The organism is Microlunatus sp. GCM10028923 (assembly GCF_042666975.1).
Taxonomy (GTDB): Bacteria; Actinomycetota; Actinomycetes; order Propionibacteriales; family Propionibacteriaceae; genus Microlunatus.
The window spans coordinates 21,494-39,453 of record NZ_JBHTFF010000007.1 but is presented as its reverse complement, the minus strand read 5'-3'; the positions used below and the strand labels follow the sequence as shown (position 1 = coordinate 39,453).

The window sequence follows — 17,960 nt, the reverse complement described above, 5'->3', positions numbered from 1 at the left end:
CTCAAGCCGGTACGGGACCGGCTCGCCGCCCGGGGCCAGCCGGACGGCGCCGACCCGGTCGGCCCGGTCGGCCCGGACCGAGACGAGGGCACCGACGACGGTCGGGTAGTCGGCGACGACGTTGAGCGTGCCGCGCGGCTCGGGATGGGTCAGCTTCACGTGCAGCAGGCGCCGGCCGGGCTGCCGGGTCAGGGTCACCCGGGCACTGGACGGGATCCCCTCGGTGCGCAGGACGGGATCGGGGAGCAGGGTCTCCAGACAGCTCCAGAGCAGCTCGGTCAGGGCCGGTGCGGCGGCCCGGAGGTAGTTGGCGAACAGCCCGGAAGGCGATCTGGATCACCGGGCCGGAGCGGGCCGCGGCCGGACGTCCCGAGGGCCGGTCCGGCGGCGTGTAGAAGTAGCCGTGGAAGCCGTCCCAGGTCCGCTGGAAATAGGCGTCGACGTGCTCGGACAGCCGCTCGGCGGCCGGGTCGGACCGGAGCAGCACCCCCGCCTCCGTGTACGGGCTCAGCCGACCGTCCGGCAGCGAGTAGTAGCCGATCGTCGCCGGATCGAGGCCCTCACTGCCCATCCGCCACTCGTCCAGCGCGAACTCGTCGTCGCTCGTTCGCAGGCCGGACGTCCCGGTGCTGATGATCTTGCCGCCGGCGGCGAGATAGCGGTCGAGCCGCTCGGCGTACCGGGTGTCCAGTCGAAGATCATCGGGCAGGATGATCACCCGGTACCGCTCCAGGTCGTGCCGCTCGTCGACCAGGTCGTACGTGACGTGCAGCTGGCCGAGCATCCGTACCGCGCCGTCGTGACTCTCCGTCACCGCATGATCGGGACCGACGAGCACCCCGACGTCGGCGACCGCGACGGCACCGAGGGTCCACGGCTCGAGCGCCTCGACCTCGCGGTAGATCCGCCCGACCACCTCGTAGACGGCGGGCTCCAGCCCGTCCCGCGGATGGGTGTGATCACCGATCGACGGCTGGGCGGCGTTGCTGATCGCGTCCCAGCAGTCGTTCCGCAGCGACGCCTCCTCCTTGAGCCCGCCGAACTCGCCCCAGGACTCGACGAAGCGGCCGGTCATGTAGAGCACCTGCGGATCCAGGTTGCGGGCGTAGGCGACCCGGGCCGGGAAGTAGTCGTAGCCCCAGCTGCCGGACGGCAGGCATTCGATCTCGCCGTGCGTGCGCAGGTCGTCGGTGATCGCCCAGGGCAACCCGTTCGGCGTGAAGAAGCGGTCCGGGCCGACCAGCTCCTTGACCTCCCGGGTGAACGAGAGCCAGACCTCCTCGGCGAACGCGGTCAGGTCGGCCTGGTCCAGCGGGTCGCCGCCGCGCTCCCGTACCGCCTCGGCGCATTCGTTGCCGGAACAGGGCCGGATCACCATGCAGTCCAGGAAGATCCCGTCGATCGGGTAGGCCTGGACGACCTCGGTGATCATGCCGAGCAGATAGTCCCGGTAGGGCGTGTTGAGGCACAGGTTGCGGAAGAAGTTCTGGGTACGGTCGCCGTAGATCACCTGGCCGTCGGCGTTGACCACCGTCCAGTCCCGGTGCAGCCGCGCCATCTCATGATCAAGTCCGACGTTGAAGTAGGCCGTGACGCCGATCCCTCGCCGCCGGCACTCCTCGACGGTCCGGCCGAGCAGGTCGACCTCCAGTCCCGGATAGGGGATCCCGATCTTGGTCGGGTAGTAGGCGAAGCCCAGGTTGCACTTCGCGAACACGTTCACGTAGTCGACCCGGGCGTCGGCGAGGGTCTGGGCCAGGGCGGCCGGGTCGAGGCCGGCGGCGAAGTCCTCGATACCGGGCATGGTGTGGAAGTCCAGATGCACGGCACGGCGCAGTTCGCGCATGATCAAGTCCTCTGTCGAAGAGTCAGCGGGGGCGGTTGTCGTACGCCTGCTGGTAGAGCTCGAGATAGCCGGGCAGGTTCATCTCCTCGAACGTGCGCTGGTAGGCCTGCCAGGCCGCGTCGTCGTCGATGTCGTTCTCCGCCGTGACGAAGGCGGCCAGGCTCTGCTTGACGTGGCCGTCGATGGTCTGGGCCAGATCGGCCTGCTGGGCGGCCTGCGCCTCGTCGAAGATCAACGGCGGCAGCCACTGGTCGCGCGGCTCGGCGAACGGCTCGTAGGCCGTGGTCGCCTGGTAGAGCTCCTTCTCGAAGTCCGAGCTCTTCGGGTTGGAGTACTGGCCGTTGCGGAAACCGCTGGACAGGTAGTAGATCTGGCGCAGCGACCAGCTCTGGCCGGCCGGCGCCGGCCACTGCTTGGCCCGCCAGACCGCCTGCTCGCCGTTCAGCCCCGGGTCGCCCTGCTTCGCCCAGTCCCAGTTGTCGCCCTGGACGCCGGCATAGGCGTTGCACTGGGCGGTCAGGTCCAGCTGGGTGTCGGCCCACTGGACCAGCAGGTCGGGCGCGGCACAGGAACTGGTGATCACGAACGGCGGCCCGGTCAGCAGCGTGTAGTCCCAGCCCGCGTACTGGACGCCCTGCGGGCCCTTCAGCGGCGGCACCGCCACGTAGTCCCGCCACGGCGAGTCCGGTTCAAGATCGACATCGATGAAGTCGCCCTGGTAGTAGCGGCGGGCGAAACCGATCCGGCCCTGGTTGCCGGCCTTGAGCACGGCGTCGTTGGTCATCGTGAACGATTCCTTGGTCAGCGTCCCGTCGTCGTACAGGCTGTGCAGGAACCGGATCCCCTCCCGCCAGGCGTCGGTGTTCGCGACGAACTCGACCTTGTCGGCGTTGAGCCGCAGCCAGCCGCCGGTGGCCCGGCCGCCCGGGTTGTAGAGGAAGGCGTTCAGGAAGTACGAGTCGAGGGAACCGTTGACACCGGCGGCCAGCGGCAGCATCGCCCCGGTGCCGGACGGGTCGCGGTCCTTGAACAGCCGCAGCACCTGACGCAGTTCCTCGGTCGTCGTCGGCATCTCCGCGTCGACCCGCTCCAGGTAGCGCTGGTTGATCCAGGCCCGGGCCGGGCTGACCTTGCAGTGGTAGCAGTCGCTGAGCGCCTTGAACTGGTAGATCTTGCCGTCCAGGGACTTCTGGTTCGCGGTGAGGTCCGGGTAGTCCTGCCGGGCCTGCCGCATGGCCGGCGCCAGGGTCTCGATGTATTTGTCCAGCGCCACGAAGACGCCCTGGCTGCCGTACAGGGAGATCTGGGCGGCCGTGAACGGGATCCCGAGGAAGGCGTCGGGCAGCTCGCCGGAGGCCAGCATCGCGTTGATCTTGGTCAGGTCGGCCGAGCCGTCGGTGTTCTGGGTCAGCACGGCCTGGTACTCGACCTTGACGCCGGTGGTCTTCTCCATCCAGGCGCTGAACGCGTTCTTGTTCCAGTCGCCGACCACCGAGGCGTCCTGGGAGACGACGATCTTGAAGGTCCGGGAGCCGTCGGCGAACGGCTTCAGGTCCCGGGCCCGCGGGCCGACATAGCCGTCCGGGTAGAGCGGGCCGTCCAGCTCCGCGCCGAGCTCCTTCCGTTCGGCGCCGTCCAGCCCCTTGGGCTGCTCGGGTTCGGTGTCGCCCGGGCTGCAACCGGCGACGGCGGCGGTGCCGAGGCCCAGCGCGCCCGCGCCGAGACCTGACATCAAGGTGCGGCGGGACAGCCGCGGGGTGTCGGGCATGATCATCGTGGAAACCCTTCCTTGGCTACGAACGCGGCGCGAGCAGGGCGGCGAGATTGCCGCCGAGGACGTCCGGCCGGGCGGCGCCGAGCCGGCGGCCGAGCCAGTCCGGCAGCCGGGTCAGCTGATCCGGGTCGACCGCCTGCAGGGCCGGCGTGAAGTCGGAACCCCAGAGCAGCTTCCCGGTCTCGGTGCCGGCCAGCAGCGCTTCGACCGCGCCCTCGGCAGCGCGGTGCGGATACTGCGGATCGATGGCGTACAGGCCGGACAGCTTGACCCGAACCTGATCATGACGGGCCAGCCGGAGCACCGGAGCGAGGCGCCCGGCCGCCTCCGCCGCGCCGACGCCGGCGATGGCGGTGCCGGGTCCGCCCAGGTGGCTGATCATGATCGTGCTCCGGGTCAGGCCGGCCAGCACCGGCTCGGACCGGACCAGCGAGGGTGGGTCGGCGTTGACGCTGAGCAGCGCTCCGGACAGCGCCGCGAGGCTGTTCGCCGGCCAGGCGTCGAGGCCCGGTTCGGCCCCGGCCAGGTAGAGCGAGAAGCCGGCGAATCCCTGCTCACACAGGCGATCCAGGGTCGCGGGGGCGGGTGCCTCGGTGACGTCGAGGTACGCCAGCGGCACGATCCACGGATGCTTCCGGGCGACGGCGATCACGTAGTCGTTGTTGCCGCGGAACTGCGGCAGGCCCTCGTAGCCGACGACGACCGCCCGGTCGATCCCGGCCGCCTCCCGGATCGCGAGGTAGTGGCGCAGCTCGTCGTCGGGCGCGGTATCCAGTCCGTACCCGGTGCGGAACAGGTGGATGTGGGCGTCGTTGATCATGATCGGCTCCGGAGCCGGAGCGAGGCGCGGTAGTCCGGCAGCTCACGCTCCAGGACGCGGCGCAGGTGGGCCAGCTTCCAGCGGACGTGGTCGGCGTCGCCCAGATAGTCCATCGACGGCTCCCAACCGAGGCGGGAATCGGCGTCCAGGCAGGGAATCGTCTGCTCGGCGTTGATCAACTCGGCGGCGCCGATCGCGGCCAGCTCGTCGATCAGCTGGTCGGCCCAGTCCGGGTCGTCCTCGACCAGCAGCCGGGACCGGGCCAGCCACCACCGCTTGACGTTGATCGTCGTCCGCACGCAGTGCCCGATGTAGGCGCCGAGGTTGGCCATCCGCTCGCTCTCGGTGCGGCGATGGGGCGGGGCGGCGGCGACGGCCTCGGCCAGCAGCGCTCGACCCTCCTGCCAGGCGGCCGCCATCCGTTCCAGACTGGCCAGTTCTCCCTTGATCCGCAGGGGATTCGCGGTGACCGGCCGGCTGCCGCCCTGATCCGGACGGTACGGGATCGTCACGATCAGGTCGCCGAACATCGCATGATCGGCGACGCTGAGCGACGGGACCCGGAACAGGGTCAGCGGGTAGCTCGGGCCGATCCGGAACGGCCCGTACTGGTCGGCGTTGGTCGGCACGTAGTCGGTGAACGCGTCGCTCCACCGTTGCCAGGCGGCGACGGCGTGATCGGCACCGGCTCCGAAGTCGCGCCGGGCCAGCGCCTCGATGGTGAGCGCGCCGACGGGGGAGGGCTCCCAGTAGTTCCACTTGGCCAGGTCGCTGATCACCGACGGCCACCAGCCGTAGTGGTGGTTCTCCATCAGACTGGTCAGGCCCCAGTCCTGCCGGGCCCGGACCACGGCCCGGTGCCGCCGGTCCCACTGCTGCGGGATCGGCTGGTAGTTGATCACGCCGATGTCCCAGGTCAGGCCGCCGGTGTTGACCATGGACGACAGCCGCAGCCCGCGGGCGTGCACGGCAGCGGCCTCACCGGCGAAGTAGCGGCCCGGCCCGACCGCGGAGGCGGTGTAGTCGACACAGGCGTTGATCACGCCGTCGTGCTCGACCGCCTCGAACATCTCGAACGTGGCCTGGACGGTGATGTCGCCGGGCAGCCGTTCGATCAGCCGGAGCCGATCTTGTTCCGGAGCCCAGCCCCAGTTGTAGGTCCAGAAGATGATCTCCGCGTCCGGGTTGTACCGGCGGCAGGAGTCGCGCACCATCGCCACCCAGTCCGGGTAGTCCTCGCACGGCCACCAGCCGGGACTGGGCCGGTCGTCGGGCAGCCCGTCCGGGGCCGGGTCGAGCCGGAGCCGGCCGGTGGTCCGCGGGTCCCGGCTCGGGAACTCGATCGACTCGCCGACCAGGATCAGTCCCTTGGCGTCCGGGCAGGCCTCGAACAGGGCGCCGTAGGTCCGGTCGTAGAACTCGGCGGCGCCGGGGTCGGCCGGGTGCGGCGCCCGGAGGCCGTGCAGGTAGGCGTAGAGGTAGACGTCGAGCCCGTACCGCCGGCAGCGCCGGACCAGGTCCGCGAAGCGTTGATGCCGGCCCGGGCTGTGCCGGTCCGGGGCCCGGTTGATCAACTCGTCCGGGGTCCGGTCCGGTCCGGAAGCGAACAGGACCACCGCGTCCATCCCGGAGTGGGCGATCTGGTTCAGGTAGTCGTCGGGGAAGTCGTCCAGGCCGTAGCCGGAGTGGGTCATCCGCGGCGAGAACAGCGGCTGCCGGACCGTGCGCTGCGGTGAGAGGTACGGCCCGGTCCGCAGGTTCAGCAGGTCTTCCAGGAAGTAGCAGCCCTGGGCCGTGCCGCGGGGATCGGCCCCGCTGATCTCGATCCGGTCGGGCTCGACCATGATCAGATAGCTGCCGGGCGAGCTCGGCTCGGCCGCGGTGCTCGGGCCGATCGTGATCACCGGCCGACCGGGCTCGGCGACCCGGGCCAGCGGTACGTCGAGGCCCATGCTGATCGCCAGGTAGTCCTGCAGATCACGGGCCGCGTGCCGGACCGGCTCCGGCGCGTCCGGGGCGACGATGATCATCCAGCGTTCGTCGAGCACCAGCTCATCCGGTTCGGGCCGGGCCGCGGGATCGCGCCGGTCGGTCCGGTGCACCGTGGTCAGTCGCTCCCGGAAGGCGTACGGCGGTTCGGCCGCGGATTGCTGGGGCGTTGCGTCGGCGTCCGTCATCCCCGACCCTCCCTGGTCCCGGCGCATCATGAGTGCAACGAGATAGCACCTGACGACGAGATTAGGAGCGCTGCGCGAGCAGTGTCAAGATCTTCTCGAATTACAAGGAAGAAACAACGACCGTGGCTCTGTCCGCGAAGGAGGGGAGCCGTTACGATCATGGGCATGGTGCTGACGGACCACGCTCGGGTGCTGCAGGTCGCGGCCGACCTCGTCAACTCCGCGCCGCACGGCGACCAGGGCGAGACGATGGGCGACGCGGACGCGCTGGCCGAGCTCGCCCAGTCCTGGATTGTGACCGAGGTGCAGCCCGCCGCCGACACCGACGTGACGCGGCTGCACCGGTACCGGGAACGGCTGCGGGCGATCTTCCTCGCCCCGGACGAGCCGACCCGGATCATGATCGTCAACCAGCTGCTGGCCGCCACCGAGGTGTATCCGCGGCTGGTCGAGCACGACGGGCTGGACCTGCACATCCACTACTTCGCCCCGTACGCACCGCTGTCGGAGCACCTGATCGCCGACTGCACGATGGTGCTGGCGCTGCTGTTCGAGAGCGGGGAGGGATCCCGGCTGAAGCACTGCGCGGCGCCCGACTGCGGCACCGCCTTCGTGGACCGGACCAAGAACCGGTCCCGGCTCTACTGCGACAGCCAGGCCTGCGGCAACCGGCTGCACGCCGCCGCGTACCGGGCTCGCGCGACGAGGAACGGATGACGCCCCGGATCGCCGTGCTCGGGCTCGGGGCGTTCGGCCTGCTGCACGTACGCGGACTGGTCCGGGCCGGGGTCGCGCCGGTCGCCGTCGCCGATCTTGATCATGATCGGGTGCTGGCCGGGCTCAAGGTGGGCCCCGGTGCGGCCGGCTTCGAGGACCCGATCGCACTGCTGGAACAGGTGCCGCTGGACGGCGTCGTGGTCGCGACCCCGGCGGCCACCCACGTCGACCTCGCCGTGGCGGCGGCCGCCCGCGGCATCCGGGTGCTGCTGGAGAAGCCGATCGCGGTCGACGCCGCCGGGCTGGACCGGCTGGCCGCCTCGGCGGGGTCGGAGTTGATCACGCCCGGTCACGTGCTGCGGTACGAGGCGGCCCACCGGGAGCTTCGGGACGGAGTCGCCGGCGGTCGGCTGGGCGAGCTGCGCGGCGTGTCGGCCAGCCGTGATCGGGAGCGCGGCCACCTGCGCTACGGCGAGCCGGATCCGGTGTTGCTGACCCAGGTCCATGATCTTGACCTCGCGTACTGGCTGACCGGGGCGGCACCGACCGAGATCGGTGCGGCCGGCGGCCGGGAGTTGATCTTCAGCCAGGGGACCGCCGGCGGGGTCGTCTGGTCGCTGCGGGCGTCGTACCTGCTGCCCGAGGGCGCGCCGGCGCGGGACCGGCTCGAGGTGTACGGCAGCGCCGGCACGTCCCGGCTGGCCGTGAGCGGTCGCGGAACCACACTGACCTGGCCGGACGGCGAGCAGCGGCACTGGCCGCCGAGCGACGCGCCGGGCCTGGACGCCGAACTGGCCGGCTGGCTCGGTCTCGTCCGTGACGGCGGGCCGGTGGTGATCACGCTGGAGGAGGGGATCGCGGTGGTCCGGACCGCCCTGGCCGCGCGGGCGTCGGCGGGCGCCGGCGGAACGCCCGTCTCCGTCGCGGAGCGCCGGTGACCGAGCCGCTGATCGGGCCGTCGGCCTGGGCCGGGCTGACCGGCAGCTACCTCTACACGGCGGCCCAGGCGCCCGCGCTGACGGCGGTCGTCGACGCGGTCGCCGAGGCGGTGGCGGCGCAGAGCCGCGGCCCGGCCGGTCGGGAACGGCTGTTCGCGATCGAGGACGAGGCGCGCTGGGCCGTCGGCCAGACCGTGGGGTGCGACCCGGACCGGGTCGCGTTCGTGGGCGACGCCTCGACCGCCTGGAACCTGGTCGCCGGCGGGCTGTCCTGGCGGCCCGGCGACAACGTCGTGATCAACGACCTGGAACATCCGAGCGTCACCTTCCCGTTCCAGCGGCTGGCCGGCCACGGCCTCGAGGTCCGGGTCGTCCGCCATGCGCCGGACTGGTTGATCAAGGCCGCTGACCTTGCCGCCGAAGTCGATCACCGGACCCGGGCGATCGCGATCAGCGACGTCTCGTACGTCAACGGCGCCCGGCACGACCTGGCCGCGATCGCGGACGTGGCCGATGCGGCCGGCGTGCCGTTGTTCGTGGACTGGTCGCACACCCTCGGCGTGCTGCCGGTCGACCCGGGGCGAGCGGCGATCGGGATCTCGGCCTCGTACAAGTGGTCACTCGGGCCGTACGGTGTCGGCATCCTGGTCTGGAACCATGATCGGCTTCCCGGCTTCGTCCCGGGCGGGGTCGGCTGGCGCTCGACGCCGGACTTCTTCACCGATGATCGTTATCGGATGATCACGCTTGATCCGACCGCGGGGCGGTTCCGGCTCGGCGCCGCGTCGTTCGCCGGGATCGCCGGCCTGACCGCCGGGCTGACGGCGCTGCAGCGGATCAGTCCGGAGCGGGTCGCCCGGCACGCCCTGCGGCTGGCCGGACTGGCCGCCGCCGGACTGGTCGCGGCCGGGCAGCGGGTGATCACCCCGACGGCACCCGGCCGTGGTTCCGGCAGCGTCGCCTGGCTGCATCCGCGCCCGCTGGAGCTGGCCGAACGGCTGGCCCGGCGGGGAGTCCTGGTCTGGGCCGGCGACGGCCGGGTCCGGGCCTCGTTCCATGTCATGAACGGCGAGCGGGACGTCGCGGCCCTGCTGGCCGGAGTCGCCGAGGAGGAGCCCACCCGATGATCACCGACGAGCCCGTACCGGAAATTGATCAGGCGCTGGACGACACACTGGACCGGAGCGCCGGCGACCTGCTCGCCCTCTGCCGGCAGTTGATCATGATCGACAGCCAGATCCCGCCGGTGGCGAACGAGGTCGCCGTGATCGACTTCCTGCGGGAAACCCTGACCGGCCTCGGGCTGCCCAGTGGCGAGGTGATCGCCGAGCGGCCCGAACGGCCCAACCTGGTCGCCACCGTGCCGGGCTCGGCCGGCGGTCCGCGGCTGCTGCTGTGCGGCCACGTCGACACGAAACCGGTCGGCGACGCGGGACACCTGTGGCGGACCGACCCGCTCGGCGCGGAGATCGTCGACGGCCAGCTGTACGGCCTCGGCGCCAGCGACATGAAGTCCGCCTGCGCCGCGATGATCTTCGCGCTGCACGCCGTCCGGGAGGTGACCGGCGGCCCGGCCGGCGACGTGACCCTGGCCCTGGTCGCCGACGAGGAGGCCGGCGCCCGCTACGGCGCGCGGTTCCTGGCCCCGCTGATCGCCGACCGTGCCGACGCCTGCCTGATCGGCGAACCGAGCGGCTGGGAACGCGACTTCCAGGCGCTGCACCTGGTCTCCCGCGGCCTGCTCTGCTTCCGGGTCGACGTCACCGGCACCCAGATGCACAGCAGCCTTTCGGACCGGATGCCGTCGATCAACGCCAACGTGAAGCTGGCCCGGCTGCTGGCCGACCTGGCCGACTTCGACGGCATCAGCTACCGGCCGCACCCGCTCGGCGACGTCCGGCCGACCCTCAACGTCGGCACCCGGGTCGAGGGCGGCGTCTACTACGGCGTGGTACCCGGCTCGGCCCGCTTCACCTGCGATCTGCGGGCGCTGCCCGGGATGACCGAGCAGGGCGTGCTGGCCGACCTGAACCGGTGGCTGTCCGAACGGAAGGCGGCCGACCCGGAGCTCGACGCCGTGATCACCGCCGAGCCCGAGCTGCCCTGGATCCCGCCGAGCGAGATCCCCGCTGATCATGATCTGGTGACCGCGCTGCGCCGGTCCGCCGCCGGAGTGCTGGGCGAGGTACCGCCGCTCGGTGTCTTCCCCGGCGCCACCGACGCCCCCTGGTTCGACCTGGCCGGCCTGCCCACCGTGCCCTCCTTCGGCCCCGGCATCCTGACCTGCTGCCACGGCCCGAACGAGCGCGTCTCCGTACCCGCGATCCTCCAGGCCGCAAAGGTCTACGCCCGCACCATCCACCACTTCACCCACCCCCGCGCCTGACCCGCCGGCCCCTTTGCGCAGCCGCGATTGTTCCTCGCGTTCGCGACTCTTGCAACGGTCGCGGATGGGTGCAGCGGTCGCGGCTGCGGAGCGGTGGGGGTGGGCCCGGGGGTCAGGGGGTGCGGCGGCTGGACTCGCGGATGATCAACTCCGGCGGGAAGACGACCTGCTGGCGGTCCAGGGCTCGGCCCTCGGCGAGGGCCTCGGTCTCGGCGAGCAGGAGTTCGACGGCGGTCTTGCCGATCAGCTCGGACGGCTGGCGGATCGAGGTCAGCGGGACGACGGTGGAGCTGGCGAAGTCGATGTCGTCGTACCCGACCAGCGCGATGTCGTCGGGCACGGTGAGCGGCCCGAGCAGGGAGAAGGCCTGCAGGACGCCGACGGCGATCAGGTCGTTGGCGGCGAAGACGCCGGTGGGGCGGTCGGCCGGGGCTCGTTCGACGATCTCCTGGCCGGCGTCGCGCCCGGCCCGTACGGTCAGGTCGGGTTGGGACAGGACCTCGAGCTGGACCCCGCGGGTCTCGGCCGCGGCCTTGGTCGCGCCCTGCAAGCGGTCGGCGACCTGGAGGATGTTCAGCGGGCCGCCGACGAAGGCGATCCGCCGGCAGCCCTGCTCGATCAGGTGCCGCACCGCGAGGTAGCCGCCGCCGACGTCGTCCACCGACACCGAGGAGAAGTTGCGGCCCTGGGAGAGCCGGTCCACCAGCACGGTCGGCATGCCGCGGTCGCGGAGCCGGGTCAGCCGCTCGTCGACATCCCCGACCGGTGAGAGCAGCACGCCCTGCACCCGCTGCTGCTCGAACAGATCGATGAAGCCCGACTCCCGGTCGGTGCGCTGGTCGCTGCTGCCGAGCAGGACCGACAGCCCGGCCTCGGCGGCTCGGTCGCCGGCCCCGCGGGCCACGTCGGTGAAGAACGGGTTGCCGACGTCGAGCACGATCAGCCCGATGGTGCGGCTCTTGCCGGCCCGGAGCTGCCGGGCGGCGTCGTTGCGGACGAAGCCGAGGTCGTCGATCGCGCGCTGCACCCGTTCCCGGGTCGCCTCGGCCACCTTCTCGGGACGATTCAACACGTTGGAGACGGTGCCGAGGGCGACGCCGGCGCGTTCCGCGACGTCGCGGATGCTCACCTGCGGCTTCGGTCCCCGAGCCGGCGTGCGTTCGTCTGCTGACATGCGAGAAACCTAATCCCGGGCCCGGGACGGCGCCACCGACAGGCGGAGACCGTATTGACAGAGGACGCGGGTGCGCATAGATTGACCGAAAGTCTGAAACGATTCAAAGCTGCGCGTGTGTGACACCACCCCACGACGACGAAGGATGGGCTCCATGACGGTGACGGCTCCGACGGCACTCCGGGTTTCCCGAGTGCTGCTGGAACACAACGACGACCCGAGCACCCTGGGTACCGCGACCCCGCGACTGAGCTGGGCGGTCGAGACCGGCGATCCGGGCTGGCAGCAGCAGGCGTACGAGATCGGCTTCACTCCGGCCGGCGGCGAGGAGCAGGTGGCCCGGGTCGAGTCGGCCGAGCAGCTGCTGGTCCCGTGGCCGCTGGAGCCGCTCACCTCGCGGGCCGGCGGCACCGTCACGATCCGGGCGTACGGGCCCGACGGCGCGGTCGCCGAGAGCGAGCCGCTGTCGATCGGGGTCGGGCTGCTGGAGGCCTCCGACTGGCAGGCCCGGTTCGTCGGGCCGGCCGGCCAGGGGCTGGAGGATCCGGCGCCGATCGTCTTCACCACGGCGGAGATCGCCGGCGAGATCACCTCGGCCCGGCTGTACGTGACCGCGCTCGGCTGGTACCGCTTCGCGATCAACGGGACCCGGGTCGGCGACGAGGAACTGGCCCCGGGCTGGACCGCGTACCACGGCCGGCTGCGCTACCAGAGCTTCGACGTCACCGAGCTGCTGACCAGCGGCGAGAACCGGTTCCAGGCCGTCCTGGGCAACGGCTGGTTCCGCGGTCAGATGTCCTGGGACATGCACCGCGCGCACTACGGCGACAAGCTCGCGCTGCTGGCCCAGCTGGAGATCACGAAGGCCGACGGTTCGACGCAGGTGATCAAGTCCGACGAGACCTGGCAGTCCTGCGCCAGCGGGATCCTGGCCGACGACTTCTACGACGGCCAGCGGACCGACCTGTCGATCCCGCTCGATCCGGCGGGCAAGGAAGCGAAGAGCGTCGAACTGGTCGAGTGGGACCTGGACACCCTGTTCGCCCCGTACGGTCCGCCGATCCGGGTCGTGGAAACCCTTCCGGTGAAGGAGATCATCACCTCGCCGTCCGGGAAGACGATCATCGACTTCGGCCAGAACCTGGTCGGCTGGGTCCGCCTGAAGACGCGCGGCGAGGCCGGTGCCGAGGTGATCATCCGGCATGCCGAGGTGCTCGAACACGGCGAGCTCGGCGTGCGTCCGCTGCGCAAGGCCAAGGCCACCGACAGCTACCTGCTGTCCGGCGGTGACGACGTCTGCGAGCCGCTGTTCACCTTCCACGGCTTCCGGTACGCCGAGGTCAGCGGCGTCGCCGATCTTGATCCGAGCCGGGTCGAGGCCGTCGCGATCAGCTCCGACCTGCGCCGCACCGGGACCTGGGCGAGCTCTCATGATCAACTCAATCAGCTGCACCAGAACGTGGTCTGGGGCATGCGGGGCAACTTCCTCGACGTGCCGACCGACTGCCCGCAGCGCGACGAGCGGCTCGGCTGGACCGGTGACATCCAGGTCTTCTCGCCGACCGCGAGCTATCTCTTCCACACCGGGGGCTTCCTCTCCAACTGGCTGGCCGACCTGGCCGTCGACCAGTGGGAGGACGGGTCGGTGCCGAGCGTCATCCCGAACGTGCTCGGCGAAACGCACAACGGCGCGGCCGCCGCGGCCTGGGGCGATGCAGCGGCTGTGGTGCCGACCGTGCTCTGGCAGCGCTTCGCGGACCGGGACCTGGTCGCCACCCAGTTCCCGAGCATGAAGGCCTGGGTGGACAAGTTGATCAGCCTGGCCACCGAGGACGGGCTCTGGCTCGGCGGTTTCCAGTACGGCGACTGGCTGGACCCGACCGCACCGCCGGAGAACGCGGCCAAGGCCCAGGTCAGCCCGGACGTGGTCGCCACGGCCCACCTGATCCGGTCCGCCGCGCTGGTCGCCGACGCGGCCGAACTGCTCGGCAAGGACGACGAGGCGAAGCACTACCGCGGGGTGTCGGAGCGCAGCCGGCAGTCGTTCATCGACGAGTTCGTGACCGGTTCCGGCCGGGTGCTCGGCGACTGCCAGACCGCGTACGCGATGGCCCTGGTCTGGGACTTCCTGCCGGAGGACCGGCGTGATCATGCCGGCCGGCGGCTGGCCGACCTGGTCGAGCGGGCCGACTTCAAGGTGAGCACCGGCTTCGTCGGTACGCCGTTGATCCTGGACGCGCTGGAGCTGGCCGGCCGGCCGGACCTGGCCTGGAAGATGATCACCGCGACCGAGAACCCGTCCTGGCTCTACCCGGTCACCATGGGCGCCACGACGATCTGGGAACGCTGGGACTCGATGCTGCCGGACGGCACCATCAACCCGGGCCAGATGACGTCGTTCAACCACTATGCGTTCGGCGCGGTCGCGGACTGGATGCACCGGCGGCTGGCCGGTCTGGCGCCGGCCGAGCCCGGCTATCGCAAGATCATCATCGCGCCGATCGTGCCGATCGTGCCGGACGGGCTGGACTGGTGCGAGGCCTCGTACGACAGCGGCTATGGTCCGATCACGGTGCGCTGGCAGCGGTCCGGCGACGCGGTGGAACTGACCGCGACAATCCCGCCCGGGGTCACCGCGGACGTCCGGCTGCCGGACGGCGCGGAGCACCAGGTGTCGCACGGTGATCATGCGTGGACCGCCGTACCGAAGACGAAGGAGGAAGCCTGATGCGTAGCTTTGCCGACATCACCGACGCGCTGGCCGAACAGGCCATCGAGCTGCCGTCCTGGGCGTTCGGGAACTCGGGCACCCGGTTCCGGGTGTTCGGCCAGCCGGGCGTGCCGCGGACGCCGGAGGAGAAGATCGCCGACGCGGCCAAGGTGCACGAATACACCGGGCTGGCGCCGACCGTCGCGCTGCACATCCCGTGGGACAAGGTGGACGACTACGGCAAGCTGGCCGCGTTCGCCCAAGATCACGGAGTCGCGCTCGGCACGATCAACTCCAACACGTTCCAGGACGACGACTACAAGTTCGGCAGCCTGACCCACGTGGACGAGCGGGTCCGCCAGAAGGCGATCGCGCACATGCACGAGTGCATCGAGATCATGACCGCGACCGGTTCGCAGGATCTCAAGATCTGGCTGGCCGACGGCACCAACTATCCGGGCCAGGGTGATCTCCGGGGCCGGCAGGACCGGCTGGCCGCGTCGCTGGCCGAGGTCTATGCCCAGCTCGGAGATGATCAACGGCTGGTGCTGGAGTACAAGTTCTTCGAGCCGGCGTTCTACGCCACCGACGTGCCCGACTGGGGCACCTCGTACGCGCACTGTGTGGCGCTCGGCGAGAAGGCGTTCGTCTGCCTGGACACCGGCCACCATGCGCCGGGCACCAACATCGAGTTCATCGTGACGCAGCTGCTCCGGCTCGGCCGGCTCGGCTCGTTCGACTTCAACTCGCGGTTCTACGCCGACGACGACCTGATCGTCGGCGCGGCCGATCCGTTCCAGCTGTTCCGGATCCTGTACGAGGTCGTCCGCGGCGGGGGCTACGGCAAGGACAGCGGGGTCGCCTTCATGCTCGACCAGTGCCACAACATCGAGGCGAAGATCCCGGGCCAGATCCGGTCGGTGCTGAACGTCCAGGAGATGACCGCCCGGGCCCTGCTGGTCGACACCGACGAGCTGCTGGCGGCGGAGAAGGCCGGCGACGTGCTCGGCGCGAACCAGCTCCTGATGGACGCCTTCTACACCGACGTCCGTGGCGATCTCGCCGAATGGCGGTCCGGCCGCGGGCTGCCGGCGGACCCGATGAAGGAGTTCCTGGCCAGCGGCTACCTTGATCAGATCGCGGCCGACCGGGTCGGCGGCGACCAGGCCGGTTGGGGCGCCTGACCCCCCCACCCCACCTGTCCCGCTCGCCTCAAGTTTTTCACGTAACGTGAAAAACTGGCGCTTCCCGCGAGTTATATCTCGCGGGAAGTGCCAGGAAGTGTGGGGAAGTGGTGCGGGCAGGGCCGGATCGGGCGGATGAGTCCACTAACTCGAGGAAAGTGAACGTGAACCAGCAGACCAACAGCACCGTCACCGAGTTGATCACCCGGTCCAACCGGCTCGGGGCCGATCCGCGGAACACCAACTACGCCGGCGGCAACACGTCGGCGAAGGGGACCGCGGTCGACCCGGTGACCGGGACCGACGTGGAACTGCTCTGGGTCAAGGGCAGCGGCGGCGATCTGGGCACGCTGAAGCCGGCCGGGCTGGCCGTGCTGCGGCTGGACCGGATGCGGTCGCTGGTCGACGTGTACTCCTCCTGGGGTGAGCGGGCGATCGACCGCGAGGACGAGATGGTGGCGGCCTTCGACTACTGCCTGCACGGCAAGGGCGGGGCCGCCCCGTCGATCGACACCGCGATGCACGGGCTGGTCGACGCCCCGCACGTGGACCACCTGCACCCGGACTCCGGGATCGCGATCGCCACGGCCGCGGACGGCGAGAAGCTGACCGCGGAGATCTTCGGCGACAAGGTGGTCTGGGTGCCGTGGCGGCGGCCGGGATTCCAACTGGGGTTGGACATCGCCAAGATCAAGGCCGAGCACCCGCAGGCCATCGGCACCGTCCTCGGCGGCCACGGAATCACCGCCTGGGGCGCCACCAGCGACGAGGCCGAGGCCAACTCGCTGTGGATCATCAACACGGCGCAGGCCTACCTTGATCAACACGGCAAGGCCGACCCGTTCGGTGCCGCGCTGGACGGCTTCGCGGCGCTGCCGGAGGCCGAACGGCGGGCCAAGGCGGCCGCGCTGGCGCCGCACCTGCGCGGCCTGGCCTCGACCGACAAGCCGATGGTCGGCCACTTCACGGACTCGGCCGAGGTGTTGGAGTTCCTGTCCCGGTCCGAGCACCGCCGGCTCGGCGAGCTGGGCACGTCGTGTCCCGATCACTTCCTGCGCACCAAGGTCAAGCCGTTGATCTTGGACCTGCCCGCCTCGGCGACGATCGAGGAGTCGGTGGCGCGGCTGCACGAGCTCCATGATCAGTACCGGGACGACTACCGGGCCTACTACGAGCGGCACGCCGACGCGGACTCCCCGGCGATGCGGGGCGCCGATCCGGCGATCATCCTGGTGCCGGGCGTCGGGATGTTCTCCTACGGAGCGAACAAGCAGACCGCCCGGGTCGCCGGCGAGTTCTACGTCAACGCGATCAACGTGATGCGGGGCGCCGAGTCGATCTCCAGCTACGCGCCGATCGACGAGTCGGAGAAGTTCCGGATCGAGTACTGGGCGCTGGAGGAGGCGAAGCTGCAGCGGATGCCGAAGCCGCGGTCGCACGCGGGCCGGATCGCCCTGGTGACCGGCGCGGCCAGCGGCATCGGCAAGGCGATCGCCACCCGGCTGGCTGCCGAGGGTGCCTGCGTCGTGATCGCCGATCTTGATCTGGCCAAGGCCGAGGAGGCCGCCGCCGAGCTCGGCACCACGGACGTGGCGATCGGGGTCCAGGCCGATGTCACCGACACCGATCAGGTGCAGGCGGCGATCGACGCCACCGTGCTCGCGTACGGCGGAGTCGATCTTGTGGTGAACAACGCCGGGCTGTCGATCTCCAAGCCGCTCACCGAGACCACCGACGCCGACTGGGACCTGCAGCACCGGGTGATGGCGCGCGGTTCGTTCCTGATCGCGCGGGCCGCGGCGGCGGCGCTGATCGCGCAGGGGATGGGCGGCGACATCGTCTACATCTCCAGCAAGAACTCGGTCTTCGCCGGCCCGAGCAACATCGCCTACTCGGCGGCCAAGGCCGACCAGGCGCACCAGGTCCGGTTGCTGGCCGCCGAACTCGGCGAGCACGGCGTCAAGGTGAACGGGATCAATCCGGACGGGGTGGTCCGCGGCAGCGGGATCTTCGCCGGCGGCTGGGGGGCCAAGCGGGCCGCCGTGTACGGGGTCAAGGAGGAGGAGCTCGGGGCCTACTACGCGGGCCGTACCCTGCTCAAGCGGGAGGTGCTGCCGGAACACGTGGCGAACGCGGTCGCGGTGATCACCTCGGACGAACTGAGTCACACCACCGGGCTGCACGTGCCGGTCGACTCGGGCGTCGCGGCGGCCTTCCTGCGCTGAGAGGCGATG

The 17,960-nt window shown here is 70.7% G+C and carries 12 protein-coding genes; 7 read left to right on the top strand and 5 right to left on the bottom strand.

Features of this window, described 5'->3' with window-relative positions:
• Nucleotide 1: 1 nt before the first annotated feature.
• The 4 genes from ACFQU4_RS17925 to ACFQU4_RS17910 are packed head-to-tail and all read right to left on the bottom strand — an operon-like array spanning nt 2 to nt 6,617.
• The gene (locus tag ACFQU4_RS17925; RefSeq protein ID WP_377494328.1) at nt 2–1,846 is read right to left on the bottom strand and encodes a beta-galactosidase trimerization domain-containing protein; all 1,845 of its coding nucleotides are present in this window, start codon (nt 1,844–1,846) and stop codon (nt 2–4) included.
• A 22-nt stretch (nt 1,847–1,868) separates the two neighbouring features.
• Entirely contained in the window at nt 1,869–3,620 is a 1,752-nt protein-coding gene (locus ACFQU4_RS17920; protein ID WP_377494326.1) for a hypothetical protein, read from the bottom strand.
• Between the two features lie 19 nt (nt 3,621–3,639).
• Entirely contained in the window at nt 3,640–4,440 is an 801-nt protein-coding gene (locus tag ACFQU4_RS17915) for an amidohydrolase family protein (RefSeq protein ID WP_377494324.1), read from the bottom strand.
• Complete coding sequence (locus ACFQU4_RS17910; RefSeq protein ID WP_377494322.1) at nt 4,437–6,617, bottom strand: hypothetical protein; 2,181 nt, start codon at nt 6,615–6,617, stop codon at nt 4,437–4,439. The genes ACFQU4_RS17915 and ACFQU4_RS17910 overlap by 4 nt, the downstream gene beginning before the upstream one ends.
• A gap of 165 nt (nt 6,618–6,782) precedes the next feature.
• Between ACFQU4_RS17910 and ACFQU4_RS17905 the strand changes: the two genes are divergently transcribed.
• From ACFQU4_RS17905 to ACFQU4_RS17890, 4 genes are read left to right on the top strand one after another with little or no spacing between them, the layout of a single operon-like run.
• Complete coding sequence (locus ACFQU4_RS17905; RefSeq protein WP_377494320.1) at nt 6,783–7,334, top strand: CGNR zinc finger domain-containing protein; 552 nt, start codon at nt 6,783–6,785, stop codon at nt 7,332–7,334.
• Nucleotides 7,331–8,272 carry a Gfo/Idh/MocA family protein gene (locus ACFQU4_RS17900; RefSeq protein WP_377494318.1) on the top strand — a complete coding sequence of 314 codons (942 nt, stop codon included), beginning with the start codon at nt 7,331–7,333 and terminating at the stop codon, nt 8,270–8,272. The genes ACFQU4_RS17905 and ACFQU4_RS17900 overlap by 4 nt, the downstream gene beginning before the upstream one ends.
• Nucleotides 8,269–9,399, top strand: a complete 1,131-nt coding sequence (locus ACFQU4_RS17895) for an aminotransferase class V-fold PLP-dependent enzyme (RefSeq protein ID WP_377494316.1) — start codon at nt 8,269–8,271, stop codon at nt 9,397–9,399. Before ACFQU4_RS17900 ends, ACFQU4_RS17895 begins: the two co-directional genes overlap by 4 nt.
• The gene (locus ACFQU4_RS17890) at nt 9,396–10,658 is read left to right on the top strand and encodes a M20 family metallopeptidase (protein ID WP_377494314.1); all 1,263 of its coding nucleotides are present in this window, start codon (nt 9,396–9,398) and stop codon (nt 10,656–10,658) included. The genes ACFQU4_RS17895 and ACFQU4_RS17890 overlap by 4 nt, the downstream gene beginning before the upstream one ends.
• Before the next feature lie 112 nt (nt 10,659–10,770).
• Here the strand turns inward: ACFQU4_RS17890 and ACFQU4_RS17885 are convergent, their stop codons facing one another.
• Nucleotides 10,771–11,832 (bottom strand): LacI family DNA-binding transcriptional regulator, encoded by a 1,062-nt coding sequence (locus tag ACFQU4_RS17885; RefSeq protein ID WP_377494312.1) that lies wholly within the window; start codon nt 11,830–11,832, stop codon nt 10,771–10,773.
• 154 nt (nt 11,833–11,986) lie between these two features.
• Between ACFQU4_RS17885 and ACFQU4_RS17880 the strand changes: the two genes are divergently transcribed.
• The 3 genes from ACFQU4_RS17880 (at nt 11,987) to ACFQU4_RS17870 (ending at nt 17,951) form a co-directional block, all read left to right on the top strand.
• Nucleotides 11,987–14,560, top strand: coding sequence for a family 78 glycoside hydrolase catalytic domain (locus tag ACFQU4_RS17880; protein ID WP_377494310.1), 2,574 nt, complete (start codon nt 11,987–11,989; stop codon nt 14,558–14,560).
• Complete coding sequence (gene rhaI, locus ACFQU4_RS17875; RefSeq protein ID WP_377494308.1) at nt 14,560–15,726, top strand: L-rhamnose isomerase; 1,167 nt, start codon at nt 14,560–14,562, stop codon at nt 15,724–15,726. Before ACFQU4_RS17880 ends, rhaI begins: the two co-directional genes overlap by 1 nt.
• Nucleotides 15,727–15,890: 164 nt before the next feature.
• The gene (locus ACFQU4_RS17870; RefSeq protein ID WP_377494306.1) at nt 15,891–17,951 is read left to right on the top strand and encodes a bifunctional aldolase/short-chain dehydrogenase; all 2,061 of its coding nucleotides are present in this window, start codon (nt 15,891–15,893) and stop codon (nt 17,949–17,951) included.
• Nucleotides 17,952–17,960 lie beyond the last annotated feature (9 nt).

Excerpts from the sequence above, each read along its gene's own strand:
- ACFQU4_RS17925 (WP_377494328.1), bottom strand. The coding sequence starts at position 1,846 with ATGCGCGAACTGCGCCGTGCCGTGCATCTGGACTTCCACACCATGCCC.
- ACFQU4_RS17920 (WP_377494326.1), bottom strand. The coding sequence starts at position 3,620 with ATGATCATGCCCGACACCCCGCGGCTGTCCCGCCGCACCTTGATGTCA.
- ACFQU4_RS17915 (WP_377494324.1), bottom strand. The coding sequence starts at position 4,440 with ATGATCAACGACGCCCACATCCACCTGTTCCGCACCGGGTACGGACTG.
- ACFQU4_RS17910 (WP_377494322.1), bottom strand. The coding sequence starts at position 6,617 with ATGACGGACGCCGACGCAACGCCCCAGCAATCCGCGGCCGAACCGCCG.
- ACFQU4_RS17905 (WP_377494320.1), top strand. The coding sequence starts at position 6,783 with ATGGTGCTGACGGACCACGCTCGGGTGCTGCAGGTCGCGGCCGACCTC.
- ACFQU4_RS17900 (WP_377494318.1), top strand. The coding sequence starts at position 7,331 with ATGACGCCCCGGATCGCCGTGCTCGGGCTCGGGGCGTTCGGCCTGCTG.
- ACFQU4_RS17890 (WP_377494314.1), top strand. The coding sequence starts at position 9,396 with ATGATCACCGACGAGCCCGTACCGGAAATTGATCAGGCGCTGGACGAC.
- ACFQU4_RS17885 (WP_377494312.1), bottom strand. The coding sequence starts at position 11,832 with ATGTCAGCAGACGAACGCACGCCGGCTCGGGGACCGAAGCCGCAGGTG.
- ACFQU4_RS17880 (WP_377494310.1), top strand. The coding sequence starts at position 11,987 with ATGACGGTGACGGCTCCGACGGCACTCCGGGTTTCCCGAGTGCTGCTG.
- rhaI (WP_377494308.1), top strand. The coding sequence starts at position 14,560 with ATGCGTAGCTTTGCCGACATCACCGACGCGCTGGCCGAACAGGCCATC.